Source organism: Plantactinospora solaniradicis, assembly GCF_042658085.1.
GTDB lineage: Bacteria > Actinomycetota > Actinomycetes > Mycobacteriales > Micromonosporaceae > Plantactinospora > Plantactinospora solaniradicis.
On sequence record NZ_JBHSPR010000008.1, the window covers coordinates 40,142 to 66,396 of the forward strand.

24 protein-coding genes are annotated in these 26,255 nt (G+C 70.6%); 14 read left to right on the plus strand and 10 right to left on the minus strand.

Annotated elements, in window-relative coordinates; all coding sequences use genetic code 11:
* Window positions 1–165 precede the first annotated feature (165 nt).
* Both ACFP2T_RS09985 and ACFP2T_RS09990 read left to right on the plus strand, forming a co-directional pair.
* Window positions 166–906: a neutral zinc metallopeptidase gene (locus tag ACFP2T_RS09985; protein WP_377420027.1), complete on the plus strand. Its 741-nt coding sequence runs from the start codon at window positions 166–168 to the stop codon at window positions 904–906.
* 126 nt (window positions 907–1,032) lie between these two features.
* The gene (locus ACFP2T_RS09990) at window positions 1,033–1,686 is read left to right on the plus strand and encodes an HAD family hydrolase (RefSeq protein WP_377420029.1); all 654 of its coding nucleotides are present in this window, start codon (window positions 1,033–1,035) and stop codon (window positions 1,684–1,686) included.
* Window positions 1,687–1,769: 83 nt separating this feature from the next.
* On the opposite strand, the gene ACFP2T_RS09995 is transcribed toward ACFP2T_RS09990, so the two are convergent.
* From ACFP2T_RS09995 to ACFP2T_RS10015, 5 genes are all read right to left on the minus strand, one after another.
* The gene (locus tag ACFP2T_RS09995; RefSeq protein WP_377420031.1) at window positions 1,770–4,319 is read right to left on the minus strand and encodes an ABC transporter permease; all 2,550 of its coding nucleotides are present in this window, start codon (window positions 4,317–4,319) and stop codon (window positions 1,770–1,772) included.
* Window positions 4,319–5,086: an ABC transporter ATP-binding protein gene (locus tag ACFP2T_RS10000; protein ID WP_377420033.1), complete on the minus strand. Its 768-nt coding sequence runs from the start codon at window positions 5,084–5,086 to the stop codon at window positions 4,319–4,321. The genes ACFP2T_RS09995 and ACFP2T_RS10000 overlap by 1 nt, the downstream gene beginning before the upstream one ends.
* A 609-nt stretch (window positions 5,087–5,695) precedes the next feature.
* The gene (locus tag ACFP2T_RS10005; protein ID WP_192769643.1) at window positions 5,696–6,382 is read right to left on the minus strand and encodes a response regulator; all 687 of its coding nucleotides are present in this window, start codon (window positions 6,380–6,382) and stop codon (window positions 5,696–5,698) included.
* 73 nt (window positions 6,383–6,455) lie between these two features.
* Entirely contained in the window at window positions 6,456–7,718 is a 1,263-nt protein-coding gene (locus ACFP2T_RS10010; protein ID WP_377420035.1) for a sensor histidine kinase, read from the minus strand.
* Between the two features lie 65 nt (window positions 7,719–7,783).
* A complete protein-coding gene (locus ACFP2T_RS10015) occupies window positions 7,784–8,770 on the minus strand; it encodes a RecB family exonuclease (protein WP_377420037.1) in 987 nt (328 codons plus the stop codon).
* A 135-nt stretch (window positions 8,771–8,905) separates the two neighbouring features.
* Here ACFP2T_RS10015 and ACFP2T_RS10020 point away from each other — a divergent pair, with 135 nt between their 5' ends.
* Genes ACFP2T_RS10020 through ACFP2T_RS10030 form a run of 3 tightly spaced genes read left to right on the plus strand, consistent with a single transcriptional unit; the run spans window position 8,906 to window position 11,599 of the window.
* Window positions 8,906–10,060 (plus strand): site-2 protease family protein, encoded by a 1,155-nt coding sequence (locus tag ACFP2T_RS10020; protein WP_377420039.1) that lies wholly within the window; start codon window positions 8,906–8,908, stop codon window positions 10,058–10,060.
* Window positions 10,057–11,001 carry a tRNA (adenine-N1)-methyltransferase gene (locus tag ACFP2T_RS10025; RefSeq protein ID WP_377420041.1) on the plus strand — a complete coding sequence of 315 codons (945 nt, stop codon included), beginning with the start codon at window positions 10,057–10,059 and terminating at the stop codon, window positions 10,999–11,001. Before ACFP2T_RS10020 ends, ACFP2T_RS10025 begins: the two co-directional genes overlap by 4 nt.
* Before the next feature lie 19 nt (window positions 11,002–11,020).
* Window positions 11,021–11,599 carry a hypothetical protein gene (locus ACFP2T_RS10030; RefSeq protein WP_377420043.1) on the plus strand — a complete coding sequence of 193 codons (579 nt, stop codon included), beginning with the start codon at window positions 11,021–11,023 and terminating at the stop codon, window positions 11,597–11,599.
* A 111-nt stretch (window positions 11,600–11,710) separates the two neighbouring features.
* Here the strand turns inward: ACFP2T_RS10030 and ACFP2T_RS10035 are convergent, their stop codons facing one another.
* Window positions 11,711–11,998, minus strand: a complete 288-nt coding sequence (locus ACFP2T_RS10035) for a ferredoxin (RefSeq protein ID WP_377420895.1) — start codon at window positions 11,996–11,998, stop codon at window positions 11,711–11,713.
* 211 nt (window positions 11,999–12,209) lie between these two features.
* Between ACFP2T_RS10035 and arc the strand changes: the two genes are divergently transcribed.
* From arc to prcA, 5 genes are all read left to right on the plus strand, one after another.
* Entirely contained in the window at window positions 12,210–13,991 is a 1,782-nt protein-coding gene (gene arc / locus ACFP2T_RS10040; RefSeq protein ID WP_377420045.1) for a proteasome ATPase, read from the plus strand.
* A 265-nt stretch (window positions 13,992–14,256) separates the two neighbouring features.
* Window positions 14,257–15,774: a depupylase/deamidase Dop gene (gene dop, locus ACFP2T_RS10045; protein ID WP_377420047.1), complete on the plus strand. Its 1,518-nt coding sequence runs from the start codon at window positions 14,257–14,259 to the stop codon at window positions 15,772–15,774.
* A 115-nt stretch (window positions 15,775–15,889) separates the two neighbouring features.
* A complete protein-coding gene (locus ACFP2T_RS10050; RefSeq protein ID WP_377420049.1) occupies window positions 15,890–16,105 on the plus strand; it encodes a ubiquitin-like protein Pup in 216 nt (71 codons plus the stop codon).
* Window positions 16,106–16,414: 309 nt separating this feature from the next.
* Window positions 16,415–17,254, plus strand: a complete 840-nt coding sequence (gene prcB, locus ACFP2T_RS10055) for a proteasome subunit beta (RefSeq protein WP_377420051.1) — start codon at window positions 16,415–16,417, stop codon at window positions 17,252–17,254.
* Between the two features lie 56 nt (window positions 17,255–17,310).
* Window positions 17,311–18,195 carry a proteasome subunit alpha gene (prcA, locus tag ACFP2T_RS10060; RefSeq protein WP_377420053.1) on the plus strand — a complete coding sequence of 295 codons (885 nt, stop codon included), beginning with the start codon at window positions 17,311–17,313 and terminating at the stop codon, window positions 18,193–18,195.
* 28 nt (window positions 18,196–18,223) lie between these two features.
* Here the strand turns inward: prcA and rfbD are convergent, their stop codons facing one another.
* Together rfbD and rfbB are read right to left on the minus strand one after the other, a co-directional pair.
* Window positions 18,224–19,183 (minus strand): dTDP-4-dehydrorhamnose reductase, encoded by a 960-nt coding sequence (rfbD, locus tag ACFP2T_RS10065; protein ID WP_377420055.1) that lies wholly within the window; start codon window positions 19,181–19,183, stop codon window positions 18,224–18,226.
* Complete coding sequence (rfbB, locus tag ACFP2T_RS10070; protein ID WP_377420057.1) at window positions 19,180–20,196, minus strand: dTDP-glucose 4,6-dehydratase; 1,017 nt, start codon at window positions 20,194–20,196, stop codon at window positions 19,180–19,182. Before rfbB ends, rfbD begins: the two co-directional genes overlap by 4 nt.
* A 97-nt stretch (window positions 20,197–20,293) precedes the next feature.
* Here rfbB and rfbA point away from each other — a divergent pair, with 97 nt between their 5' ends.
* From rfbA to ACFP2T_RS10085, 3 genes are all read left to right on the plus strand, one after another.
* Window positions 20,294–21,166, plus strand: coding sequence for a glucose-1-phosphate thymidylyltransferase RfbA (rfbA, locus tag ACFP2T_RS10075; RefSeq protein ID WP_377420059.1), 873 nt, complete (start codon window positions 20,294–20,296; stop codon window positions 21,164–21,166).
* Between the two features lie 143 nt (window positions 21,167–21,309).
* On the plus strand, window positions 21,310–22,668 hold the full coding sequence (pafA, locus tag ACFP2T_RS10080; protein ID WP_377420061.1) for a Pup--protein ligase: 1,359 nt from the start codon (window positions 21,310–21,312) through the stop codon (window positions 22,666–22,668).
* Between the two features lie 59 nt (window positions 22,669–22,727).
* Entirely contained in the window at window positions 22,728–22,934 is a 207-nt protein-coding gene (locus ACFP2T_RS10085) for a hypothetical protein (protein ID WP_377420063.1), read from the plus strand.
* 84 nt (window positions 22,935–23,018) lie between these two features.
* On the opposite strand, the gene ACFP2T_RS10090 is transcribed toward ACFP2T_RS10085, so the two are convergent.
* A complete protein-coding gene (locus ACFP2T_RS10090) occupies window positions 23,019–24,101 on the minus strand; it encodes a DUF3866 family protein (RefSeq protein ID WP_377420065.1) in 1,083 nt (360 codons plus the stop codon).
* 69 nt (window positions 24,102–24,170) lie between these two features.
* Entirely contained in the window at window positions 24,171–25,103 is a 933-nt protein-coding gene (locus tag ACFP2T_RS10095; protein ID WP_377420067.1) for a cation diffusion facilitator family transporter, read from the minus strand.
* Between the two features lie 99 nt (window positions 25,104–25,202).
* Here ACFP2T_RS10095 and ACFP2T_RS10100 point away from each other — a divergent pair, with 99 nt between their 5' ends.
* On the plus strand, window positions 25,203–26,204 hold the full coding sequence (locus ACFP2T_RS10100; protein WP_377420069.1) for a helix-turn-helix transcriptional regulator: 1,002 nt from the start codon (window positions 25,203–25,205) through the stop codon (window positions 26,202–26,204).
* The last annotated feature ends 51 nt before the right edge of the window (window positions 26,205–26,255 follow it).

Sequence of the window (26,255 nt, forward strand, 5' to 3'; positions counted from 1 at the left end):
CCATCGCCGGCGCCGTTCGGCACCGCTGGTGCGGCGTACTATGTCGACCGGTCGCCGCGTTGTGCACACCGGTTCCGGCAGGGCCCCGGGTACCACCCGGAGACGGTTTGGCTCGGTCGCCATGCGGAGATGTTCTGGTGCCCCGACTTCGAGGTGGTGGCTGCGATGAGCCCGTTGCCCCGTAGCGACCGATTCTGGCGGCTGCTCGCGCTCGCCGTCACGCTGGTCGTCGCAGGTGCCTGTTTCGCCGCCCCGGGCGGCGAGGAGGATCCGGCACCGGACGATTCGGGTACGCCCGTCGCGACCGGCACGGCGGAGGCCGGCGCGGACGGCACGATGACCGTCGAGGAGTTCGAGCAGGACATCCGGAGCGCGGTCCGGGTCGCCGAGCTGTACTGGGCCGGTGAGTTCCGGGAGGCGGGGGAGCGGTTCGAGCGGGTCAGCCGGATCACCGCCTACCAGCGGGACGGTGAGATCGAGTGCGGAGGCCAGTCGCTGCCCCGGAACAACGCGGTCTACTGCTCGGACGGCGACTTCATCGCGTACGACATCAACTGGGCGGTGGCCGCGTTCCGGCAGATCGGCGACGCGTTCCTGTACTACCTGCTCGGCCACGAGTACGCGCACGGCGTGCAGATCCGGCTCGGCATCCGGTACGAGTTCACGATCCAGCAGGAGTTGCAGGCCGACTGCATGGCCGGGGCGTACATCGGGGACTCGGAGCGTGACCAGGTGCTGGCGGTGCAGGAGGGCGACCTCGAGGAGTTGGCCGCGGGGCTGATGGCAGTGGCCGACGATCCGGGGCAGCCGTGGTTCGCCGAGGGCTCGCACGGCACCGCCGAGCAGCGTACGGACGCCTTCTTCGCCGGCTACCGGGGCTCGATCGAGGCCTGCGATCTCGGTTGACGGGCTGAGGGATCCGCCACATTTCGAGGCCGACATCCGGAGATCGTCGCGCGGCCTTGGCAGGATCGGGACTACAGAACCAGTCCGATCCGGGAGGAAATCCTGAACAGCCAGCACCCCGCGGCCGTGCTCTTCGACATGGACGGCACTCTGGTGGACAGCGAGCGGCTGTGGGACATCGGGCTGCAGGAGCTGGCCGCACACTACGGCGGCACGGTGTCGACGGCCGCTCGGCTCGCCATGGTCGGCACCAGTGCGGCGGTGTCGATGGAGATCCTGCACACCGATCTGGGACAGCCGTGGCGTGACCCGGCGGTCGGCGCCGCGTGGCTGGACAAGCGGGTCGCCGAGCTGTTCCTCACCGATCTGCGGTGGCGGCCCGGCGCGCTGGCCCTGGTCTCGGCGGTACGCGCCGCGACGGTGCCGACCGCGCTGGTCACCTCGACCCGACGCAGCGTGGTCGAGGTCGCGTTGGAGACCCTCGGGCGGGACAGCTTCGACGTGGTGGTCTGCGGCGACGAGGTGAGCGCGACCAAGCCGGATCCGGCGCCGTACCTGACCGCCGCCCGGCTGCTGGATGTGCCGATCAACCGCTGCGTCGCGATCGAGGACTCGCCGGCCGGCGTGGCGAGTGCGCTCGCCGCGGGTGCCGCCGTACTCGCGGTGCCCAGCGAGGTGCCGATCGAACCGGCCGACGGCGTACGGATGCTGGAGACGCTGACCGGGGTCGACCTGAAGTTGCTCGCGGGCCTGCTGGCACCGATCGACCTGCCGCACTGATCCGCCGGAACGCACGACAGGGGCGGTGTCCTTTCGGACACCGCCCCTGTTTCGCCCGCATCCACCCCCTGGATGCGGGCGGGTTACTCGTGCGCGATCGCGCCGAGTACGTTGAGCCGGGCGGCACGGATCGCCGGCAGTACCGCCGCGACCACCCCGATCACGGCCGCCAGGCCGAGGAACAGCCCCATCTCCGTCCATGGCAGGACGAGTTGGGTGATTCCGTCCTCGCGCAGCGCCCGGACCACCGCGGAGCCGAGGCCCGCGCCGACCACCACGCCGAGGAGCGCGCCGAAGACCGAGATCACCACCGCCTCGACGGTGATCATCCGCATGGTCTGGGCCCGGCGCAGCCCGATCGCCCGCAGCAGGCCCAGCTCCCGGGTCCGCTCCAGCACCGACAGGGCCAGCGTGTTCACGATGCCGAGTACGGCGATCAGGATCGCCAGCGCCAACAGCACCTGGATCATCGTCAGCAGTTGGTCGAACTGACTCGTCTGCTGGTCGATGAAGTCGGCCCGATCGGCGACGGAGACCTCGGGACTGTCCGCGAGCAGCGTCTCGACCTGCGGCATCACCTGGTCGACCGACGCACCCGGCGCCAGCTTCAGGTACGCCTGGATCGGCTGCGGTACCCCGAAGTTCGTCGCCGCCGAGGCCGGCACCAGGAACCCGCTGAACAGGTCCGACTCGGCGTAGATCCCGGTCACCGTGTACGTCTGCGCGTCGCCCCGGGACAGTTGCACCGGCACGGTGTCGCCGACGGACAGGCCCCGGTCCTTCGCGGTGCCCGAGTCGACCAACAACTGGTTCGGGCCGAGCGAGTCGATGCTGCCGGCGGTCGGGGTGGCCCGGTAGATCTCCCGCAGCGCCGTCACGTCGCTGGTGGCGGTGATCCAGGCCTGGTCGTCGCCGATCTTCGCGCGGTCGCCGTACAACCCGGCCACCATCGCGACGCCGGGCAGTTCGGCGGCCTTCTGCAGCACCCCCGGGTCGAAGCTCGGCGGCCGGGGACCGGTCTGCGCGCCGGAGATGACCAGCTCGGCCTGGATCGTGTCCTCGGCCAGCGCGGTGATGCTGCTCTTGGCCGAGTCGAGGATCACCGTCACGCCGGTGACCAGCGCGATGCCGACCATCAGCGCGGCGGCGGTGATCGCGGTACGACGCGGGTTGCGGCCCGAGTTCAACCGGCCCAGCTTGCCCGGTACCGACCAGGCGAAGAGCCTGCCGAGCAGCGAGACCACCGGCCGGCTGATCAGCGGGGTCAACAACGCGACCCCGATGAAGCAGAGCAGCACCCCACCCAGGATCGTCCACAGTGTGTTGTCACCGGTGCTGCCGCTCAGGCCGAGCGCCAACAGCGTGCCGCCGAGCGCCGAGACCACGGCGCCGGCTGCGGAGATCTTGGTCAGCGGCCGGTCCGGGGTGGCGATGTCCTGCATCGCGGCCACCGGAGGGATCCGGGAGGCCCGCAGTGCCGGCAGCACCGCCGCGACGACCGTGACGAGCAGGCCGACCACGAACGAACTGATCACGGCGCTCGCCGGTACGCCGATTCCGGCCAGTTGCAGCCCGCCGACCGCCTGCCCGAACACGTACGCCAGGAGCGCGCCGATCCCGATGCCGGCGGCGAGCCCGAGCACCGAGGCGACCAGGCCGATCACCACCGCCTCGACCAGCACCGATCCGATCACCTGGCGTCGGCCGGCACCGATGGCCCGGAGCAGCGCGAGTTCCCGGGTGCGCTGGGCGACGATGATCGAGAAGGTGTTCAGGATCAGGAAGATGCCGACGAAGAGGGCCACGCCGGCGAAGCCGAGCAGGATGTTGTTGAAGAAGGCGAGGCCCTCCTTCATTCCGGCCGTGGCGTCGTCCGAGAGCTGTTCCCCGGTCTTGACCACGTAGCCGTCGCCGAGCGCCTTCGCGATGTCGTCGCGCAGCGCCGCCGGGTCGACACCGTCGGCCGCCTTGACGGTCAGTTCGGAGAAGACCCCCGGTTGGCCGAGCATCAGTTCCTGGGCGGCGCGTTCGGTGAACGCCACCTCCTGGGCTCCGCCGAGGCTGTCCCGGTCGCCGCTGTAGCCGAAGATGCCGACCACGGTGAACTCGCGCTTCGGTTGCAGGGTCAGCACCCCGACCCGGTCACCGACGGACAGCTTGGCCGCCTCGGCCACGCCCGCGTTGATCGTCACCTCGTCGTCGGCGGTCGGGCCACGGCCCTCGCGCAGTTTGACGAGGCCGCTCTCGCCGGTCCAGTTCGAACCCATCTGCGGTGGGCCGAAGGAGGTCAGTACCTTGCCGTTGCTGCCGATCACCCGGGCGCCGTCGGCCATGGCCAGGCCGGTCGCGCTGGCCACCCCCGGTACCGCCTTGACCTGGTCAAGCGTCGCGGCAGGGAAGGTGGCGGCGACGGGCATGCCCTCCATCTCGTCGACGTCGATCTTCGGCTTGGCGCTGACGCCGACGTCGGTGCCGACGTACGCGTCGCTGAAGATGGTGTCGAAGGACCGCCCGAGGGTGTCGGTGAGGACGAAGGCACCGGAGACGAACATGACGCCGAGCACCACGGCCAGCCCGGAGAGGATCAGCCGGAGCTTGCGGGCGAGCAGGCTCTTCAGGGTGGCGCGCAGCATCAGTGACCCGCCTCGGAGAGCCCGTCCAGCTTCTTCATCGTGTCCAGCACCGTGTCCGGGGTCGGCTCGACGAGTTCCGAGACGATCTCACCGTCGGCGAGGAAGATGACGCGGCCGGCGTAGGAGGCGGCGACCGGGTCGTGCGTGACCATGACGATCGTCTGCTGGTACTCGGCGACGGAACGACGGAGGAAGCCGAGCACTTCGGCGCCGGCCCGGGAGTCCAGGTTTCCGGTGGGTTCGTCGGCGAAGATGACGTCCGGTCGGGAGGCGAGGGCCCGGGCGCAGGCGACACGCTGCTGCTGACCGCCGGAGAGCTGTGCCGGGCGGTGGTTGAGCCGGTCACGGAGTCCGACCGTGTCGATGACCGTGTCGAGCCATTCGGGGTCGGGCTTCCGGCCGGCGATGGACAACGGCAGCAGGATGTTCTCCTGCGCGGTCAACGTGGGCAGCAGGTTGAACTGCTGGAAGATGAAACCGACCTTGTCGCGGCGGAGTTTGGTGAGACCGGCGTCACCCAGTCCGGTAACGGCGGTATCGCCGATATGGATTGTTCCGCGGGTGACCGAGTCCAGCCCGGCGAGGCAGTGCATGAGAGTGGACTTTCCGGAGCCGGACGGCCCCATGATGGCGGTGAATCGAGCGCTCTCGAATTCCGCGTTGACCCCCCGCAGGGCGACCACCTGGGCCTCACCGCTGCCGTACACCTTCCATACGTCGCTGGCCCGCGCGGCCATCTGCGCATCCCGGGCTACCGTCGCCGTCACTTCATCTCCCCCTAGAAAATCTTGGTCCGGCCGGACCACGAGGTCCGGCCGGCAGCATCCATCGTCGGTGACAAAGGCAACCCGGTCGTCCGTCCCCGGACGGAGCCCGACGCGGATTTTCGGTGCGGGTCGGCCCTGATACCGAATCAGGGTTGCCCCTGACTGGTACGGCTCGCCCCGTCGAACCCAACCTGTGTTGCCAGCCCTCACCAGAATGCGTGTGTCAATAATCTGACCCGGCGTCCGGATCGGTTTGTCCCCGGTCGGTGCACCCCCGGGACCATTCCTATCCGGTTTTCTTATCGCACGGCGATTGTTTCCTCGAATGCGATTGTCCGTACCGGGAACGTGTGATTCCCGCCACGGTGGCTCGGCGGCGCCGCCGTCCCCCGTTTCGTACCTGACCAAACGGTAGGCGCGGTCGGCCGCCGTTCCGTCGTACGCCGGGACGGTTCCCGGGTCCGCCCGACGTACCGGGGCTCTCCTCCGGGTGGACGAGTCCGGTACCGGCGGGTCGTACGCCCGGTCGTGCCGCAGGCGTACGCCGTGGGGCGGTCGACCACCCCGACCCGCTCAGGGGTGGGCGTCGGCGAGGAAGACGGGTGCCGGTCAGGCGCCCGGACGGACCAGGCCGGTCTCGTAGGCCAGCACGACGGCCTGCACCCGGTCGCGCAGTCCGAGCTTGGTCAGCACGTGGCCCACGTGGGTCTTGATCGTCGTCTCGCTCACCGTCAGTACCCGGGCGATCTCGGCGTTGGAGAGGCCACGGGCGACCTGGACCAGGACCTCGCGCTCCCGCTCGGTGAGCACGCCGATCGCCTTCGGCGGGGTGGCGGACGGATCGGGCAGCGACTCCGCGAACCGGTCCAGCAGCCGCTTGAGGATGCGCGGGGCGACCACGGCCTCGCCGTTCGCGACGGTCCGGATGGCGGTCACCAGGTCCTCGGCCGGCACGTCCTTGGCGAGGAAGCCACTGGCACCGGCCCGGAGCGCACCGACGACGTACTCGTCGAGGTCGAAGGTGGTCAGGATGAGCACCCGGACCGGCAGCCGCGCGTCGATGATCGCCCGGGTGGCGGCCACCCCGTCCATCCGGGGCATCCGGATGTCCATCAGCACCACGTCGGGCAGCAGGCGACGGGACAGGTCCACCGCCTCGGCGCCGTCCCCGGCCTCGCCGACGATGTCGAGGTCGTCCTCCGCGCCCAGCACCATCCGGAACCCGGTACGCAGCAGGGGCTGGTCGTCGGCGAGGAGGATGCGGATCGGCCGGGCCGGTTCCTGGCGGTCGGTCATGCGGCCGTACCGCCGGTTCGCGGTGACGGGACCCGTCCTGCCCTGGCCACCCCGGCACGCTCGCTTCTCGCCCTCACGATGCCCCCTCGTTGATCGGCGCGCCCAGTTGCTCCATCGGCATCTTCGCGTACACCCGGTAACCGCCGCCGGGGCGGGGCCCGGTGCGCAGGGTCCCACCGTAGAGGGCCATCCGTTCCCGCATGCCCACCAGTCCGTGCCCCAGCCGTCCGGGCTCCGGCGCCGGGCCGCGGCCGGTGTCGGAGACCTCGACGATCATCCAGTACACGCCGAAACTCAACCGGACCTGGGCGGTGGCCGCCCCGGCGTGCTTGAGCGTGTTGGTCAGCGCCTCCTGCACGATCCGGAAGATCGTCAGTGCCACCCCCGGATCCAGCGGTCCCGGCGTACCGTCCACCCGCAGCGTCACCGGCAGGCCCGCCTCCTTGACCTGTTCGACCAGCGCCTCGATCCCGGCGAGCCCCGGCTGCGGGGAGAGGTCCGCGGGCGGCTCGGCGTCGGTGCGCAACACGTCCAGCAGGCGGCGTAGCTCGCGTAGGGTCGTCCGGCTGGTGTCCTCGATGGTGCTCAGCGCACCGTCGGTGGCGGCCGGGTCGCGGGGCAGTACGCGCCGGGCGCCGGTGGCCAGCACCCCCATCACGCTCACGTGGTGGGCGACGACGTCGTGCAACTCGCGGGCGATCCGTCGCCGTTCGTCGGCGACCGCCTGGTCGGCCAGGGAGCGTTGGTTCTCCTCCGCGACCCGGGCCCGCTCCTCCAGGGCCCGGATGGTGGCCCGTCGGGCGTGCACCGTACGCCCGACGAAGAAGCAGACCAGCGCGAGCAGCACCTGGGTGAAGACCACGTAGGCGGGGGACGGTTCGGTGCGGCTGTCCGGGGTCGGCTGGGCGAGGGCGACCGCGAGGGCCGGTGCCCAGAGCAGTACGGCGGCGAGCGCGGCCTGGCGCAGCGGCAGCAGGGCCGCGGTGGTGTAGGTCAGGGCGACGAACGTCACGCCGACCGTCACCGGCTGGGTTCCGGCCAGTACCGAGACGATGAAGGTCGGCACCGCGAGAGCCACCGCCGGCCACGGCGCCACCCGGCGCAGCGCGATCGGTGCGGCGCAGGCGATGCTCCAGACCAGTGCCACCGGCCAGCCCGGCGGGGTCACCTCCGGCGGGGCGGTGACCGCCACCACCGTCTCCACCATGATCGCCGCGATGGCGAGCAGTCCGTCCCAGACCAACCATCCGCGCTGTCTGGGGGTGAACCGGAACCGGACCCACGCCCAACGGTCCCGGGTGTTGCCCGGTGGTGCCGGGACATCGGTACGGGTCATGCTGGCGACGGTAATCGCTGTGCGGCCGAACAGGTCGTCGCCGATGGCGACCTGGGTCTCCTCCTTCAGGAGGAGGACCGCTCCTCCTGGCCGGAACGGGTCGGGACCGCCGGGTCGGTCGGGCTTGCCTGGGTGGGCACCGGAACGGTCGCCGGGATCGTGGCCGGCCCGACCGCCGTGGCCGGCTCGGGGAACGGCGGGGGAGTTCCGCCGAAGGCCGGGCAGTGCGCCTGGTGGTTGCACCAGCCACAGAGCCGGCTGGGCCTGGGGCGGAAGTCGCGGGCCCGGGTGGCCTGTTCGATGGCGTGCCAGAGGGCCAGCACCGTGCGCTCGAACCGGACCAGTTCGTCGGCGTCGGGCGCGTAGTCGCAGATCTCCGCGTCCTTCAGATAGAGCAGGCGCAGCACCTTCGGCACCACCCCCCGGGTCCGCCACAGCACCAGGGCGTAGAACTTCAGCTGGAACAGCGCCCGCGCCTCGAACGCCTCGCGGGGTGCGCCGCCGGTCTTGTAGTCGACCACCCGCAGCGCGCCGTCGGGCGAGACGTCCAGCCGGTCGATGTAGCCACGGATGAGCAGTTCGTCGTCGACCACCGTGGACACCAGGCTCTCCCGCTCGGCGGGCTCCAGCCGGCGTGGATCCTCCACCGTGAAATAGCCGTCGAGCAGGCCGCGGGCCGATTCCAGGAACTCGACCGGGCCGGCGAGGTCGTCCGCGGTGAACACGTCGGCCAGTTCGGCCTGCTCGGTCACCAGTCGTTCCCACTGCGGCGCGACCAGGTCGGCCGCGGCGGCCGGGGTCCGCTGGTCGGCGGGGAGGTCGAACAGCCGTTCCAGGACCGCGTGCACCAGCGTGCCGCGGGCCTGGTCGACGCTCGTCCGCTCCGGCAGCCGGTCGATGCTGCGGAACCGGTAGAGCAACGGGCAGGTCTTGAAGTCGGCGGCCCGGGACGGTGACAGCGAGGCGGTGACCGGCGGGGTGGGCCGGCCCGACGCCGGGGCAGTCTCCGGACCCCGCGCGGCCGTCTGCGATGTCACCGTCTCCGCCGTCATGTCCGGAAGGCTATGTCACGGGTACGACCTAACCCGCCTCACCCACCCCGCCGTGCGTACCCGCGCCGATCGTCCGCGTCGACCCCGGCCGAACCGGCGGGTGCCCACGACAGGATGTTCCGTAGCATCGGACCAATGGAGGAAAACTCGCGACCGCGACGTAACCCGGACCGTCGGCCCGCAATCGCCGTCGGTCGGGTGCTCGGAGTCCCGGTCTACGTCAATGCCTCCATGCTGCTGCTGGTCGCCCTGGTCACGATCATGTACGGCGAGTTCGTCCGACAGCAGCTCGACCTGTCCCAGCTCACCGGCTACCTGGTCGGGTTCGGGTTCGTGGTCTTCCTGCTCGGCTCGGTGCTGCTGCACGAGCTGGGCCACGCGCTGACCGCCCGCCGGTACGGGATCGGGGTCCGCGGGATCACGCTGGAGCTGCTCGGCGGCTACACCGAGATGGACCGGGACGCGCCGAGCCCCCGGGTGGACCTGCTGGTCTCGCTCGCCGGTCCGGCCGTCTCCCTGGTGCTCGGGCTGCTGGGAGTGGCCGTCACGCTCGCCCTGCCGGACCGGACCCTGCTCAACGAGTTCGCCTTCCAACTCGCCGCGAGCAACGTGCTGGTCGCGCTCTTCAACATCCTGCCCGGACTGCCGCTGGACGGCGGTCGGGCACTGCGGGCCGGGGTCTGGGCGCTGACCAAGGACCGCAATCTGGCCACCGAGGTGGCCGGCTGGTTCGGTCGGGCCGTCGCGATCGGCACCGTCGTGCTCTTCAGCCTGCTGACCTGGCTGGGCGGGCTTCCGCCGCTGGGCCTGGTGCTGATCCTGCTGGTCGCGTTCACGCTCTGGCAGGGGGCGGGCCAGACGATCCGGGCGGCCCGGATCAGCCGGCGGTTCCCACTGATCGATTTGTCCCGGCTGGCCCGACCGGTCTTCTCGGTGCCCACCGGCACCCCGTTGGCCGAGGCACAACGCCGAGGAGCGGACGCGGGGCAGGGCGCGTCGACGCTCGGCGTGGCGGACTCGTCCGGCCGGCTGGTGGCGCTGGTCGACCGGACCGCGGCCGAGGCGGTGCCGGTCGAGCGCCGGCCCTGGGTGGCCGTCGACACCGTCGCCCGGGGCGTGGACGGGGTGCCCAGCCTCGCCGTGGGACTCGGCGGGGAGCAGGTGATCAACGCGGTACAGGCCCACCCGGGCGCGCAGTACCTCGTGACGTCAGGCGAAGATGTGATCGGTGTTCTGCATATCGCCGACCTGGCGCAGCTCCTGGAGCCGAAACGGAAGATGACTCAGTGACCGCACAGCCCACCGCCGTTCCCACCGACCCGGCCGCCCCGGTGCCGGCACATCGAGGCCCGTTCCGGCCGGGTGACCGGGTGCAGCTCACCGACCCGAAGGGACGGATGCACACGATCACGCTGGAACCGGGACGGTCCTTCCACACCCACCGGGGCGCGATCGAGCACGACGCGTTGATCGGGCTGCCCGACGGAAGCGTGATCACCTCGACCGGCAGCACGCCGTACCTCGCGCTGCGGCCGCTGCTCTCGGACTACGTGCTGTCCATGCCGCGCGGTGCCCAGGTGATCTATCCCAAGGACGCCGCGCAGATCGTGACGATGGGGGACGTCTTTCCGGGTGCCAAGGTGCTCGAGGCCGGCGTCGGTTCGGGCGCGCTGACCTGTTCCCTGCTCCGGGCGGTCGGTCCGGAGGGCGAACTGCATTCTTACGAGCTCCGCGAGGACTTTTCCGAAATCGCCCGTCGAAATGTGGAATCCTTCTTCGGTGGACCGCATCCGGCCTGGACCCTCCGGGTTGGGGACGTCGCGGCCTGCCAGGAGTCCGGTTTCGACCGTATTATCCTTGATCTGCTCACTCCCTGGGAGGCACTCGACCTGGTCGAGCGCGCCCTGGTGCCGGGCGGCGTCTTCATCGGCTACGTCGCCACCACGCCCCAGCTCTCCGAACTGGTCGAGGCACTGCGCGAGCGGGGCGGCTTCACCGAGCCGCGAGCCTGGGAGTCCCTGGTGCGGGACTGGCACGCCGACGGACTCGCGGTACGTCCGGACCACCGGATGATCGCGCACACTGCTTTTCTCGTCTCCAGCCGCAGGCTCGCCCCCGGCGTCACGGCTCCGCCCCGCCGGCGTAAGCCGAGCAAGGGCGCCGAGGCGTACGCGCTGCGTCGCCAGGCGCGGCAGGAGGCCGAGGCGACACCCGGGGGAGCCGCGGGATGACCCTTCGCGAGGAGGCGCCATGAGCCGGCCGGCGTACGGTGGCGGCGGTGGCGACCTGCCCGCGGTCTTTCCGGACTGGTCGCCCTACCAGGATCTGGAGTCGGCAGCCAGGGCGTACCTGCGGGATCCCGATGTCGCGATGGAGGCGCTGACCGGCGTGCTCCGGGGCGCGTCGGTGCTCGGCTTCACCCTGGAGCGGTTCGTCAACGAGGTGAACGGGGTCTGGCAGGAGGTCGCGATCTGCGACGGCAGCCGGCTGATCCTCTGGCACGGCGAGGACGTGCCGCCGGATGACGGCCCGGCCGGCTCGATGACCTCGTCGCTGCGGGTGGTGCCCGTTTCGACGGTGAGTGAGGTGGGTTGCCGGCGCCGGTTGAGTCGCAGCCCCACGGGTCAGATCCGGGTCGACAGCATCGACGTCTACCTGCTGCTCAGTTCGCTCGACGAGGGCGTGCCCGGCGACGAGGCGCAGCTACCGCCCCGGCACGACGCGCTGCGGTTCGGCAAGACGCTCGACGACGGCGGCGCGGGGCAGATCGCCCGGCTGGAGGAGTTCGCCCGGCTGGTCGCCTCGGTCGTCGGCCGTCCGACCCTCTGACGGTCCGTCCGGTCGTTCGGCGCCGGCAGCGAATGGCGGCCGGCCCGGCCGGACCGGCGCCGCCCGGACGGGCCCCGGCCATGTCGGCCGCCCGACAGGCCTCGGACGTGGTCAGGCCGCTTCCGGTCCCGCCACCTCGACGTCGTCCGTGCCGCGCAGGACGTGGATGCACTCGCCGGGGCACTCCTTGGCCGCGTCGATCACCTCTAACCGCAGGTGGGCCGGTACGTCCACCCGGCTGCCCGGAGCGAGCCGCAGATCGCCCGCCGCGTCCTTGACGTACGCCAGGCCGTCGACGTCGAACTCGAAGACCTCGGGTGCGTACTGCACACAGAGCCCGTCGCCGGTGCACAGGTCCTGGTCGACCCAGACCCGGAGTTCCGCCGGCCCCGGCTGGATCGCCGTCCCGGCCCGTTGCGTGCTGTCGCCAACCACGCTGCGACGGTACCCGAGTCACGGCCCGGGATCCCGGCCGGGACGGGCCGAGATGATCAGCTTGGGTGCGGACAAAGTGATCAAGGTTCAGTGACGAGGGTGTTGCGTGGAACCGAATCAGCGTCATAGCGGTTAGTGTTAGGGCAGAACGTTCAAGCCCCCGGGGAGGTGGGACGTGGCACGCAGCGACGACGCGGACTCGCGCGCCGCACGGTGGGAGAAGGAGGCCCACGATCTCTCCACCCAGGTCGCGTTTCTTCAAGAGGAACTCGCTCTGGTGCGGCGCAAGTTGACCGAAAGCCCTCGACACGTCCGGCAGCTCGAAGAACGGCTGGCGGCGACTCAGGCGCAGTTGGCTCGACTCACGGAGAACAACGAGCGGCTCGTGAACACCCTCAAGGAGGCACGCGCCCAGATCGTCACGCTCAAGGAGGAGATTGACCGTCTGGCGCAACCGCCGAGCGGTTATGGTGTCTTCCTGGCCCGACACGACGACGGCACGGTGGACGTCTTCACCGGCGGTCGCAAGCTTCGGGTGGCCGTATCACCCTCGCTCGAGGTGGCGGAGTTGCGGCGTGGCCAGGAGGTCCTGCTCAACGACGCGCTCAACATCGTCGACGCGTTCGGCTACGAGCGGGTCGGCGAGGTCGTCATGCTCAAGGAGGTGCTGGACAGCCCCTCCGGCGGCGCGGGCGACCGGGCACTGGTGATCTCCCATGCCGACGAGGAACGGATCGTCCACCTCGCGGAGACCCTCATCGGCACCGCCCTGCGGGCCGGCGACTCGCTCATGATCGAACCGCGTTCGGCGTACGCGTACGAGCGGATTCCCAAGAGCGAGGTCGAGGAACTGGTCCTGGAGGAGGTTCCCGACGTCGACTACGGCGACATCGGTGGCCTGCAGGCCCAGATCGAGCAGATCCGGGACGCCGTCGAGTTGCCGTTCCTGCACGCCGACCTGTTCCGGGAGCACCAACTCCGTCCGCCGAAGGGCATCCTGCTCTACGGTCCTCCGGGGTGTGGCAAGACGCTGATCGCCAAGGCGGTGGCCAACTCGCTGGCCAAGAAGATCGCCGAACGGCGTGGCCAGGAGAAGCACACCAGCTTCTTCCTCAACATCAAGGGCCCCGAGCTACTCAACAAGTACGTCGGTGAGACCGAGCGGCACATCCGGCTGATCTTCCAGCGGGCCCGGGAGAAGGCCGGCGAGGGCACTCCGGTCATCGTGTTCTTCGACGAGATGGACTCGGTGTTCCGGACCCGTGGCTCCGGCGTCTCCTCCGACGTCGAGAACACCATCGTGCCGCAGCTGCTCAGTGAGATCGACGGCGTCGAGGGCCTGGAGAACGTCATCGTCATCGGCGCCTCCAACCGGGAGGACATGATCGACCCGGCGATCCTGCGGCCCGGTCGACTCGACGTGAAGATCAAGATCGAGCGGCCGGACGCCGAGGCGGCCAAGGACATCTTCTCCAAGTACATCCTCACCGGTCTTCCGCTGCATCCGGACGACCTGGCCGAGCACGGTCACGACCCGCAGTCGACGGTCGCCGCCATGATCCAGGCCGTGGTGCTCCGGATGTACTCGGAGACCGAGGAGAACCGGTTCCTCGAGGTCACCTACGCCAACGGGGACAAGGAAGTCCTCTACTTCAAGGACTTCAACTCCGGCGCGATGATCCAGAACATCGTCGACCGGGGCAAGAAGATGGCGATCAAGGAGTTCCTCTCCTCCGGGCGCAAGGGGCTGCGGCTGCAGCACCTGCTCGACGCGTGCGTCGACGAGTTCCGGGAGAACGAGGACCTTCCGAACACCACCAACCCGGACGACTGGGCCCGGATCTCCGGCAAGAAGGGGGAGCGGATCGTCTACATCCGTACCCTCGTCTCCGGTGGCAAGGGCGCGGAGGCCGGCCGGTCCATCGAGACCGCGAGCAACACCGGCCAGTATCTGTAACGTGCGGAACCATCGTGGGCGTCGCGGTCGCGGCGCCCACGATGCTGTCCGGGTACGTCAGGGGTGTGGAACCGGATGACGGCGTGATTGAGGCGTACCGTGGCCGTGTCGACACGCCGGGCGAACAATCCGGCGATGGGGCGGACTACGCTCAACGACATGGGCGAGCGGAGCGAGGCGACGGCATGAGCGAGCGTGGCGAGCGAATCATCGGGCTCAGTGCGGATGTGCCTCATGGCGGCGCCGAGCGGAGCGAGGCGACGGCATGAGCGTACGGCGGATCATGGGCAGCGAGGTGGAGTACGGCATCTCCGTGCCCGGCCAGGCCGGAGCCAACCCGATGGTGACCTCCTCCCAGGTCGTCAACGCGTACGGTGCCCGGCCGGAGCTGGCCCGGGGCGGCCGGGCGCGGTGGGACTACGAGGAGGAGTCGCCGCTGCGGGACGCCCGGGGGTTCACCTACTCCGGCGCGGCGTACGACCCGGCCGAGGCACTGGCGGACGAGGACCTGGGACTGGCGAACGTCATACTGACCAACGGCGCCCGCCTCTACGTCGACCACGCCCACCCGGAGTACTCGACGCCGGAGGTGACCAACCCGCTCGACCTGGTCCGGTGGGACAAGGCGGGTGAGCGGGTGATGGCCGAGGCGTCCCGGCGGGCGGCCACCATCCCCGGTACGCACCCGATCCACCTCTACAAGAACAACACCGACAACAAGGGCGCCAGCTACGGTGCGCACGAGAACTACCTGATGCGCCGGCAGACCCCGTTCGCGGACATCGTGGCGTACCTGACGCCGTTCTTCGTGACCCGGCAGATCGTCTGCGGTGCCGGACGGGTCGGGATCGGGCAGGACGGTTCCCAGCCCGGTTTCCAGATCTCCCAGCGGGCCGACTTCTTCGAGGTCGAGGTCGGCCTGGAGACGACGCTGAAGCGGCCGATCATCAACACCCGGGACGAGCCGCACGCGGACGCCGACAAGTACCGCCGGCTGCACGTCATCATCGGCGACGCCAACCTCTCGGAGATCTCCACGTACCTGAAGGTCGGCACGACGTCGCTGGTCCTCGCCATGATCGAGGAGAAGGCGCTCACGCCCGACCTCGCGATCGCCGATCCGGTCGGCGAACTGAAGGCGGTCAGCCACGACCCGTCGCTGTCGCACCGGCTCCGGCTGCGGGACGGGCGGCGACTGACCGCGCTCGACCTGCAGTGGGCGTACTACGAGCGGGCCCAATCCTTTGTGGAGCAGCGGTACGGCGACGACGTCGACGAGCAGACCGCGGACGTGCTCGATCGCTGGGAGAGTGTGCTGGACCGGCTGGGCCGGGACGCCATGCTCTGCGCGGGTGAACTCGACTGGGTGGCCAAGCTGCGGCTGCTGGAGGGCTACCGGGAGCGGGAGAAGCTCGGCTGGGCCTCGCACAAGCTGCAACTGGTCGACCTGCAGTACTCCGACGTACGCCCGGAGAAGGGCCTCTACCACCGCCTGGTCAGCCGGGGCTCGATGGCCACTCTGCTGTCGGACGAGGTGACCCGGGCCGCGATGGTGGAGCCGCCGGAGGACACCCGAGCCTACTTCCGGGGTCGCTGCCTCGCCCAGTACGCCTCCGAGGTGGTGGCGGCGAGTTGGGACTCGGTCATCTTCGACGTCGGGCGGGAATCGTTGGTGCGGGTGCCGATGATGGAGCCCGAGCGGGGCACGCGTAAGCACGTCGGTGCGCTGTTCGACCGGTGTGCCAGCGCCAAGGACCTGCTGGAGACGATCACCGGCGGCTGACGGCCGGGCCGGCGGCGAGAAAGATCGGTTGTGCGGGCCGCTGGAGTCGCGGCGGCGACGTTTCGTCGTCCATCCGAGGTAAGTTTCTCGCAGGCGATCGTGGAGGAGGCACCAGATGGCTACTCGTGACACCGGTGGTCAGACCCAGCCCGGGAAGTCGCGTCGGGACGAGGAGGTCGACGAGGTCGCGACCGAGGCGAATCCCGAGGTTGCCGAGCGGCACGCGGAGATCACCGAGGATGTCGACGACCTGCTGGACGAGATCGACTCCGTGCTGGAGGAGAACGCCGAGGAGTTCGTCCGGGGCTACGTCCAGAAGGGCGGGGAGTAGGCGCCGTCGGCGGACCCGGCCCGGCCTCGCCGCCAGCGCAGGACGGCGTTCCGGGCCCGGGAGACCGTCGGTGCCGGCCCGGACCCGTGGTCCCGAGGTCACCGACCCCGGCACCACGGTTCGGTGACCGTCAAGCTCCCCGACGGGTCGGGGAGACGGGCGTCCCGCCGGTTCGCAACACGAGGACCACGATGATCGCACCGGTGGGATCCGGAGGATACTCTGCTTCCACCGCAACGGTGGCCTCGTCCGGTTCCGCGTTGACGCGGGGGACCGGGGCGACGCGATGAGATACCTGAGAGGAAGCACGTGGCAGCGGCTTTTGATCCAAGCGGGCGTCTACCCGACGTGTTCCTCAACGTGGGGACGTCCTCCTTCACCCAGTTCCTGAGTGCGGCAGCCCCCGACCTGCTGCCCGGTCGCCGGCCGCTGCCGCCCGGCTCCGCCACCGGCCTCGTCCCGCACGCCACCACGATCGTCACCCTGACCACCGCCGACGGCGTCGTGATGGCCGGTGACCGGCGCGGCACCATGGGCAACCTGATCTCCAGCCGGGACATGCGCAAGGTGCACCCGGCCGACGCGCACTCGCTGGTCGGCTTCGCCGGCACGGCGGGCATCGCCATGGAACTGGTGCGGCTGTTCCAGGTGGAACTGGAGCACTACGAGAAGATCGAGGGGGCGATGCTCTCCCTCGACGGTAAGGCGAACCGGCTCGCCGCGATGGTCCGGAGCAACCTGGGCGCGGCGATGCAGGGCCTCGCGGTCATTCCGATCTTCGCCGGATTCGACCTGGCCGCCGCCGATCCGACCCGCGCCGGTCGGATCTTCAGCTTCGACGTCGCGGGCGGCCCCTACGAGGAGGTCGGCTACGACGGGATCGGCTCCGGCTCGCTGTTCGCGAAGTCGGCCCTGAAGAAGCGGTACCGCCCCGGGATGAGCACCGAGGAGGCCATCCGGGTCGCCGTCGAGGCGTTGTACGACGCAGCCGACGACGACAGTGCCACCGGCGGCCCCGACCTGAGCCGCCGGATCTACCCGGTCGTGATGACGGCCACCGCGGAGGGCACCAACCGGCTCTCCGACGCCGAGGCGGCCACGGTCGCCGAAGCGGTGGTCGCCGCCCGGATGGAGAACCCGGGCGGCTGACGCCGCCGCACACCCGCAGTCCGCCGTCAGCAGAACCGGTAAGGAGAACCGCCGCCGTGGCCATGCAGTTCTACGCCTCACCCGAGCAGATCATGCGCGACCGCTCGGAGTTGGCCCGCAAGGGCATCGCCCGGGGCCGGAGCGCCGTGATGCTCAGTTACGAGGGCGGGGTGCTCTTCGTGGCGGAGAACCTCTCCAGCGCCCTGCACAAGGTCAGTGAGATCTACGACCGGATCGCCTTCGCCGCCGTGGGCCGTTACAACGAGTTCGAGAACCTGCGCCGGGCGGGCGTACGGATGGCGGACACCACCGGGCTCAGCTTCGACCGGCGGGACGTCACCGGCCGGGCACTCGCCAACGCGTACGCCCAGACCCTGGGGGCGATCTTCACGGAGCAGTCCAAGCCGTTCGAGGTGGAGATCTGCGTCGCCGAGGTGGGTGGCACACCGGAGGACGACGAACTCTACCGGATCACCTACGACGGTTCGGTCAACGACGAGCCCGGCCGGATGGCGATGGGGGGCCAGGCGGAGGCGGTCACCGGAGCGCTGAAAGAGGACCACCAGCCCGACATGTCGCTCGAGGCCGCCATCCGGCTGGCCGTACGGGCGCTCGGCAGTGTCGGTGGCGAGGGCGGCGCACCCAGGACCATCGCCGCGAGCCAGTTGGAGGTGGCGATCCTGGACCGCCGCCGGGTGGGCCGTACCTTCCGGCGGATCACCGGTGCGCCGCTGACCGCCCTGCTCAACGGCTCGCCCGCCAAGGCCGCCGGGACCGAGGCCCCGGAGCCGAAGCCGCCGGCCACCGGCCCGGACAAGCCGACCGAGTCGGCCGCCTCCGCGGACCTGGAGGGCAAGGACAAGTCGACCGGCTCCGCCACGCCGGACAAGGACGCCGGGAACGGGGACGACAAGCCGGGCAAGGCCAAGCCAGCCAAGTAGCGAGGACCAGCCGCTGACGAGTAGCGGGTCAGCCGCTGACGAGCGATCCCGAGCCGGACGGCCCGGTGGCGACCATCGCCGGGTCCGCCGGGCGCAGCGCCTCGGCGAGCAGCGATCGCCAGTCCGCCAGCGGGGGCAGGTCGGCCCGGGCCCAGCCGGCGTGGCCCAGCACGCTGTAGCGGGGCCGGCGGGCGGGTCGGGGGAACCGGCCGCTGTCGACCGGCCGGATCCGGTCCGGGTCGAGGCCCGCGCGGACGAAGATCTCGCGAGCCAGGCCGTACCAGGTCGTCTGGCCGGCGGCGGTGCCGTGGTAGATCCCGGCCGGAGCGTCGCCGCGCCAGGCCGCGGCGCCGAGGTCGACCAGGCGCTCGGCGAGGGCGTACGACCAGGTCGGCTGGCCCAGTTGGTCGTCGACGACGTCGAGCTGTGGCCGTTCGGTGGCCAGCCGCAGCATGGTGGCGACGAAGTTGGGGCCGTGGGCGCCGTACAGCCACGCGGTTCGGACGACGTATCCGGTGTGCGGGAGCAGACGGGCCACCGCGAGTTCGCCGACGAGTTTGCTCCGGCCGTAGGCGTTGATCGGAGCGGTCGGGGCGTCCTCCGGATAGGGCCGGGTGGCGTCACCGCCGAAGACGTAGTCGGTCGAGACGTGCAGCAGCCGGGCACCCGCCTCGGCACAGGCCCGAGCGAGGTTGGCCACCCCGGCACCGTTGACCGCGGTGGCGGCGGCCTCCCGGCTCTCCGCCCCGTCCACGTCGGTCCAGGCGGCGGCGTTCAGCACGACCTGGTGCCCGGTCACCCCGGCGCGAACCGCCGCCGGGTCGGTCAGGTCCAGTTCGGCCCGGGTGGCGGCGGTGACCCGGGTGTCCGGCCGGGCCGAGAGTACGGCCACCAGGTCCCGGCCCAGCATCCCGCCGGCCCCGGTGACCAGCCACCCGATCCCGGATCCGGCCTGCCGACCCGGCTGGACCCGGCCGGCGGTGGTCATCGGGGCGTCACGCCGGGTCGCCAGGTTCCCTCGCCGCCCAGCCGCGCCTTCAGCGGCTCCCACCAGGCCCGGTTATCCCGGTACCAGGTGACCGTCTCGGCGAGCCCGTGCTCGAGGGTGACCTGCGGGGCGTACCCGAGTTCTTCGCTGATCTTGGTGATGTCCAGCGAGTAGCGGCGGTCGTGGCCCAGCCGGTCGGCGACCGGGGTGACCCGGTCCCAGCCGGCACCGCAGGCGGTCAGCAGTCGGGCGGTCAGCTCGCGGTTGGTCAGCTCGGTGCCGCCGCCGATGTGGTACACCTCGCCCGGTCGGCCCTTGTCCTGGACCAGCGCGATACCGACGCAGTGGTCGTGCACGTGCAGCCAGTCCCGGACGTTGCCGCCGTCGCCGTAGAGCGGCACGTTGCCGCCGTCGAGCAGGTTGGTGACGAACAGCGGAATGACCTTCTCCGGGAACTGGTACGGACCGTAGTTGTTGGAGCACCGGGTGAGCACCACGTCCATCCCGTAGGTGCGGTGGTACGCCAGGGCGAGCAGGTCGGAACCGGCCTTGGCGGCGGCGTAAGGTGAGTTGGGCGCCAGCGGCCAGGTCTCGGTCCAGGATCCGGAGTCGATCGAGCCGTAGACCTCGTCGGTGGAGACGTGCACGAACCGGCCGGTGCCGTGTCGCAGCGCGGCGTCCAGCAGGGTCTGGGTGCCGAGCACGTTGGTGGTGATGAACGGCGCCGCGCTGTGGATGGAGCGGTCGACGTGGGACTCGGCGGCGAAGTGCACGACGACGTCGTGACCGGCCACCGCCTCGTCGACCACGGCCGGGTCGCAGATGTCTCCCACCACGATCCGGAGCCGGGGGTCGTCGCGGACCGGGTCGAGGTTGGCCAGGTTGCCCGAGTAGGTCAGCTTGTCCAGCACGGTGACCACACTGGGCGCGAGTCGGGGGCCCGTACCGGTGAGCACCATACGAACATATTCAGAACCGATAAATCCGGCTCCACCGGTTACGAGGATCCTCATGAATCGGGAAGTCTACGCGTTCTTCTGTGGCTCGACCGCAAAGAACTCTGTCGGCGAGGCGACTCAACGTCGGACCGCACACCGGTAACCTGCGCGAATGCGCGGAATCCTGCTGGCCGGCGGTACCGGCTCGCGGCTGTGGCCGATCACCCAGGCGGTCTCGAAACAGCTTATGCCGGTTTTCGACAAACCGATGATCTATTATCCGCTGTCCACTCTGGTCATGGCCGGAATACGGGAAATCCTCATTATCACCACCCCCGGCGACCAGGCACAGTTCCGGCGGCTGCTCGGCGACGGCGCCCAATGGGGACTCCGCCTGGAGTACGTCATGCAGCCGAGCCCGGACGGAATCGCCCAGGCGTTCCTGCTCGGCGAGGACTTCCTGGCGGGCGAGCCGGTGGCCCTGATTCTCGGCGACAACATCTTCTACGGTGGTGGACTCGGTCGGAGCCTGGCCCGCAACGGTGCGCCCGAAGGTGGACGGATCTTCGCCTATCCAGTGGCGAACTGCGAGGGATACGGAATTGTCGAGTTCGATGCCGACGGGGTGGCACTGTCGATCGAGGAGAAGCCGGAGAAGCCGAAGTCGCGCTATGCGGTGCCGGGTCTCTACTTCTACGCCAACGACGTGGTGGAGATCGCGCGCGGCCTGACCCCGAGCGAGCGGGGCGAACTGGAGATCACCGCCGTGAACCAGACCTACCTGGAGGCGGGCCGCCTCAAGGTGACGGCCCTGGACCGGGGTACGGCGTGGTTGGACACCGGCACCGTCACCTCACTGATGCAGGCCGGCGAGTTCGTCCGGGTGATCGAGGAACGGCAGGGGCTGAAGGTCGGCTGCATCGAGGAGGTGGCCTGGCGTAGCGGGCTGATCAGCGACGACCAGCTGCGCGAACTGGCCGAGCCGCTGAGCAGGAGCGGCTACGGTGAGTATCTCTTCGGGATCCTGGAGGACCCCGGCCGGTGACCGTCCGGCCGGCGGCGCGGGGGTCGGTCGGTGCCGATCCGTGGGCCCCGCTCGGGGGGTCCGGACCGGCATCGGAACCAGATCCGCGCAACGCCACGTCCCGACACTGACCAACCACGCCTCCGGGCGACTAATCTCCAACCATGGAGCGGCGAATCTTCGGCCTTGAAACCGAGTACGGCGTCACCTGCACCTACCGCGGTCAACGGCGACTGTCTCCGGACGAGGTCGCCCGGTATCTCTTCCGTCGGGTGGTGTCCTGGGGACGATCGAGCAACGTTTTCCTACGCAATGGTGCCCGGCTCTACCTCGATGTCGGGTCCCACCCGGAGTACGCCACCCCCGAGTGTGACTCGGTCTCCGACCTGGTCGCCCACGACCGGGCCGGCGAGCGGATCCTGGAGGGTCTGCTGGTCGACGCCGAGAAGCGGCTGCACGACGAGGGGATCGCGGGCGAGATCTACCTGTTCAAGAACAACACCGACTCGGCCGGCAACTCGTACGGCTGCCACGAGAACTACCTGGTCTCCCGGCACGGGGAGTTCGGCCGGCTGGCCGACGTCCTGATCCCGTTCCTGGTGACCCGGCAGCTGATCTGCGGGGCCGGGAAGGTGCTGCAGACCCCGCGCGGGGCGGTCTACTGCCTGTCCCAGCGGGCCGAGCACATCTGGGAGGGCGTCTCGTCGGCGACCACCCGTAGCCGGCCGATCATCAACACCCGGGACGAGCCGCACGCCGACGCCGAGCGGTACCGACGGTTGCACGTCATCGTCGGGGACTCGAACATGAACGAGGTCACCACCCTGCTCAAGGTGGGCAGCGCCGACATCGTGCTGCGGATGATCGAGGCCGGGGTGGTGATGCGCGACCTGTCGCTGGAGAACCCGATCCGGGCGATCCGGGAGGTTTCGCACGACATCACCGGGCGCCGGAAGGTGCGGCTGGCCTCGAACAAGGAGATCAGCGCGCTGGAGATCCAGCAGGAGTACCTCGCCAAGGCGACCGAGTTCGTCGAGCGGCGGGGCGGGGACCAGACCGCGAAGCGGGTCGTCGAGTTGTGGGGGCGGGTGCTCAACGCCGTCGAGAACGGCAACCTGGACCCGGTGTCCCGGGAGATCGACTGGGTGACGAAGCTTCAGCTGATCGAGAAGTACCAGCGCAAGAACGATCTGCCGCTCTCGCACCCCCGGATCGCCCAGATGGACCTCGCCTACCACGACCTGCGCCGTGGACGCGGCCTGTACGGGCTGCTGGAGCGGCGTAAGCAGGTCGACCGGATCGCCACCGACCCGGAGATCTTCGAGGCCAAGGAGACGCCGCCGCAGACCACCCGGGCCCGGCTGCGCGGCGAGTTCATCCGACACGCCCAGGAGAAGCGCCGGGACTTCACCGTCGACTGGGTGCACCTCAAGCTGAACGACCAGGCGCAGCGGACGGTGCTGTGCAAGGACCCGTTCCGGGCCTACGACGAGCGGGTCGAGCGGCTGATCGCGAGCATGTGACCGGGCATCCGGGCGGGGCCGGCGGGCCCGCCCGGGCATTCGTTATTCTGGCCCCCGCTATGACACATCCAGAATCCGGTCGTGACGAGGGCGAGCACCACCGCCCCGAGCAGGTGCGACAGAACCGTGTCGAGCGGCGGCGCGCGAAGATCCGGGAGGAGATCGAGCGCAACCGCCGTGGCGAGTACAAGGTGCCCACCTGGGTGCTGACGGTGGCCCTCGTCGTGGTGGTGGCCGGCTGGCTGGCCCTGGTGTTCCTGAGCTGACCCGCCGGCACGCCCCGTCGCGTCGGCACGCCCGTCGCGTCGGCATGCCCCGGCGGCTCGGCTCGGGCCGGCGGCGGGTCCGGCTCAGCGCAGGCTGGCGGCGTGTCGCCCGGCGGCGGCCGCGGTGAGGAAGTACGCGTGGTCGGCATCCAGGCCGCGCCCCATCGTGGAGAGCGGGACCGGCGTCGCCCGCAGCGCCTCGTCGAGCCCGTCCACGGCCACCCGGAGGACACGGTGCCGCCCGGCCAGCGGGGCGAGTGCCCGCTCCACCTCGGCCGCCAGGTCCGGCGGCAGTTCGGTGGGCAGCACCAGGTCGGCGGTGGCCAGCGCGACCCGGCCGTACGCGGTGACGCTGTGGTGCGAGAGCCCGCGATGCCGGGACCGGGGATCGGCGCCGGAGATCCTCAGCGAACCCACCGGGTGACCGCCCAGCGCGGCGACGGCGTTGACCGCCTCACCGACCGCCACCCCGGAGAACCCCCACCGGGTGCCGGTCCCCAGGTTGCCCGGCCCCTGCGCGACGATCGCCACCTCGGCGTCGAGCACGTGCCGGGCGGCGAGCAGACCGCTGTGCAGGTTGGTGGCCTCCAGGTCACCGCCGAACGCCTGGCCCACGGTCACCGTTCCGGCGAGTTCGGCCCGCAGCCCGTCCAGGGTCCGGGAGAACCATGCGGGCAGGGCACCCCCGTCGGTCATCAGGTAGGCGATCCGAATTCCGGGCGCGTCGGCCCGGATCCCGGCGACGATCGCCGGCAGCGCGGAGTGCAGATCGGCGGTGACCACCGGCAGCCCGTCGAGGCCGTCGGCGTCGGCCAGCACCGCCCGGTGCGGCGAGGCCTCCTCGTCGACACCGAGCACGATCGGTTGCAACGGTGTGTAGCGGGCCTTGACCAGGTGACCACCCTCGCGCGTGTCGCCGGCGTCGGGCGGGTCGGCCGGCAGCCGGTCCGGCAGCGCCACCACCAGGGCGTACCCGCCGGTGCCGAGCCCCATCACCAGCGCGCCCACGTTGAGCAGCACCCGGTCGCCCGGCTCGGGCATGCCGACCAGTTCCGGGTACGCCAGTGCCCGGACGACGCCGCCGTCGGTCTGCCGGACGTCGAGTTCGACCGCACCGTGCCAGTGCCGCCGGAGCGCCGTGACCGTGCCGGACCGCCATCGCACCATGGCCGGCAGGGTAGTCGGCGGCCGTCCGGGCTCCGTCGTCCGGCCCCGTCCGACACCCGTGCCCGACCGTCAGGGTCGGCGGGTCCGGGTGGGGTCGAGGAAGACGTACCGGATGTTCGGGTAGCGGGCGACGAGCTGCCGCTCGGCCTGGTCCGAGCCGGCCTCGATCTCCGCCCCGGTCGCCTCGTCCCGGAAGTCGACCTTCGCCGCGACGAGGATGTCGTCCGGACCGAGGTGCATGGTCAGCAGCGTGTCCACCCGGTCCACCGTCGGCAGCGAGGAGAGTTCGCGGTAGATCTCGGAGTACATCTGCGGCGGCACCGCCCGCCCGACCAGCAGCGAGATGTTGCTGCGGGCCAGGATGGCGGCGACCACCAGGAGCAGGAGGCCGATCACGATCGAGGCCAGCCCGTCCCAGAGTTCGTCGCCGGTGAGCTGGGCCAGGCCGAGGCCGGCGGCGGCGACGGAGATGCCGATCAGTGCGGCGACGTCCTCCAGGAACACCGCCTTGATCGTGGTGTCCGCGGTGTGCCGCAGGAAACGGGCCGGGCTGATGTTCCGCTCGCGGGAGGCCCGGACGATCTGCCGGACGGCCCGGGCCAGGGAGACCGACTCGATTCCGAACGAGATCGCCAGTACGACGTACGAGACCAGGTACTCGCCGCTGTGCACCCCGTCCCGTACGGTGTTGACCCCGTGCGTGATCGAGAAGCCGGCGCCGACCACGAAGGTGAAGATCGCGGCGATGAACGCCCAGACGTAGCTCTCCTTGCCGTACCCGAACGGGTGCTGCGGATCGGCGGGCCGGGCGCCCCGGCGGAGCGCGGTGAACAGCAGCACCTCGGTGGTGGTGTCGGCGACCGAGTGGGCGCCCTCGGAGAGCATCGCGGCGGAGCCGGAGATGGTTCCGGCCACCACCTTGGCCACGGCGATCGCGAGATTGGCCAGCCCGGCCACCACCACCGTGCCGAGGCTCTCCGAGGTGCCCTCCCGCTCCGCCATACGGTCAGCCTAGGAGCCGGTCGGCGGCCGTAAGGTCGGACCGGACGGGACCGAGCGCGGGTACCCGCGTTGTGATCCGACACTGCTAGCGTCTGTGTCGTGTCGCGGACCCGTACCGAACGCCTGGTCAACCTGGTGATCTGCCTGCTGTCCACGCGACGGTTCCTGACCGCCGCGCAGATCGCCGCGACCGTACCCGGCTATGAGCATGATCCGGACGACCCTCGGGACCACGAGGCGTTCCAGCGCAAGTTCGAGCGCGACAAGGCCGAGCTGCGCGAGCTGGGGGTGCCGCTGGAGACCGGCACGGCCAGCGCCTTCGACGCCGAGCCGGGCTACCGGATCGCGCACCGCGAATACGCGTTGCCGGACATTCCGCTGGAACCCGACGAGGCGGCGGCGGTAGGCATCGCCGCCCGGCTCTGGCGGCACGCCGGGCTGGCCGCCGCGGCCTCCTCCGGGCTGGCCAAGCTGCGCGCCGCCGGCATCGACGTCGACCCGCAGGCCACCCTCGGGATGGAGCCCGTGGTCACCGTGGACCCGGCGTTCGCGCCGCTCACCAGCGCAGCCCGGGACCGCCGCGCGGTCACCTTCGAGTACCGGGTGCCCGAGGGCGACGCCCCGACCAGCCGCCGGCTGCAACCCTGGGGCGTGGTCTGCTGGCGCGGCCGGTGGTACGTGGTCGGCCACGATCTCGACCGGGCGGCGGCCCGATGCTTCCGGCTGTCCCGGATCGTCGGCGGCGCGGTCCGGGTGCTCGGCAGGCCGAACGCCTTCGAACCGCCGGTGGGCGTCGACCTGATCAGTCACGTCGCCCGCTTCTCCGGTCCGGTGGAGCGCTCCGGCCGGGCCACCGTGCTGGTCCGCCCCGGACGGGCCGCCGGGCTGCGCCGGTGGGCCCGGGAGGTGACCAGCGGACCGGACGGCGACCTGCTGGTCCTGCCGTACGCCGAAGCCGAGTCACTGGCCGGTAGGCTCGTGGGCTACGGTCCCGATGTCCGGGTGGTCGATCCGCCGGAGATCCGGGAGGCCGTCATCCAGCGGCTGAAGGAGATCGCCGCCCGGCACGACGACGTGGTCGTGGCCCGGACGTCGGCGTAACACGGGTGGGAGCAGGGCCGGTGCCCTGGTAACTGACTGACCAGAGGGAGG

Bases quoted from the DNA above. Each gene is read 5' to 3' on its own strand.
- pafA (WP_377420061.1), top strand. From the start codon at position 21,310: ATGGAGCGGCGAATCTTCGGCCTTGAAACCGAGTACGGCGTCACCTGC.
- ACFP2T_RS09995 (WP_377420031.1), bottom strand. From the start codon at position 4,319: ATGCTGCGCGCCACCCTGAAGAGCCTGCTCGCCCGCAAGCTCCGGCTG.
- ACFP2T_RS09985 (WP_377420027.1), top strand. From the start codon at position 166: ATGAGCCCGTTGCCCCGTAGCGACCGATTCTGGCGGCTGCTCGCGCTC.
- rfbD (WP_377420055.1), bottom strand. From the start codon at position 19,183: ATGACCACCGCCGGCCGGGTCCAGCCGGGTCGGCAGGCCGGATCCGGG.
- ACFP2T_RS10090 (WP_377420065.1), bottom strand. From the start codon at position 24,101: ATGGTGCGATGGCGGTCCGGCACGGTCACGGCGCTCCGGCGGCACTGG.
- ACFP2T_RS10010 (WP_377420035.1), bottom strand. From the start codon at position 7,718: ATGACCCGTACCGATGTCCCGGCACCACCGGGCAACACCCGGGACCGT.
- ACFP2T_RS10030 (WP_377420043.1), top strand. From the start codon at position 11,021: ATGAGCCGGCCGGCGTACGGTGGCGGCGGTGGCGACCTGCCCGCGGTC.
- rfbA (WP_377420059.1), top strand. From the start codon at position 20,294: ATGCGCGGAATCCTGCTGGCCGGCGGTACCGGCTCGCGGCTGTGGCCG.
- dop (WP_377420047.1), top strand. From the start codon at position 14,257: ATGAGCGTACGGCGGATCATGGGCAGCGAGGTGGAGTACGGCATCTCC.
- ACFP2T_RS10095 (WP_377420067.1), bottom strand. From the start codon at position 25,103: ATGGCGGAGCGGGAGGGCACCTCGGAGAGCCTCGGCACGGTGGTGGTG.
- ACFP2T_RS10050 (WP_377420049.1), top strand. From the start codon at position 15,890: ATGGCTACTCGTGACACCGGTGGTCAGACCCAGCCCGGGAAGTCGCGT.
- ACFP2T_RS10015 (WP_377420037.1), bottom strand. From the start codon at position 8,770: ATGACGGCGGAGACGGTGACATCGCAGACGGCCGCGCGGGGTCCGGAG.
- ACFP2T_RS10005 (WP_192769643.1), bottom strand. From the start codon at position 6,382: ATGACCGACCGCCAGGAACCGGCCCGGCCGATCCGCATCCTCCTCGCC.
- ACFP2T_RS10085 (WP_377420063.1), top strand. From the start codon at position 22,728: ATGACACATCCAGAATCCGGTCGTGACGAGGGCGAGCACCACCGCCCC.
- rfbB (WP_377420057.1), bottom strand. From the start codon at position 20,196: ATGAGGATCCTCGTAACCGGTGGAGCCGGATTTATCGGTTCTGAATAT.
- ACFP2T_RS10020 (WP_377420039.1), top strand. From the start codon at position 8,906: ATGGAGGAAAACTCGCGACCGCGACGTAACCCGGACCGTCGGCCCGCA.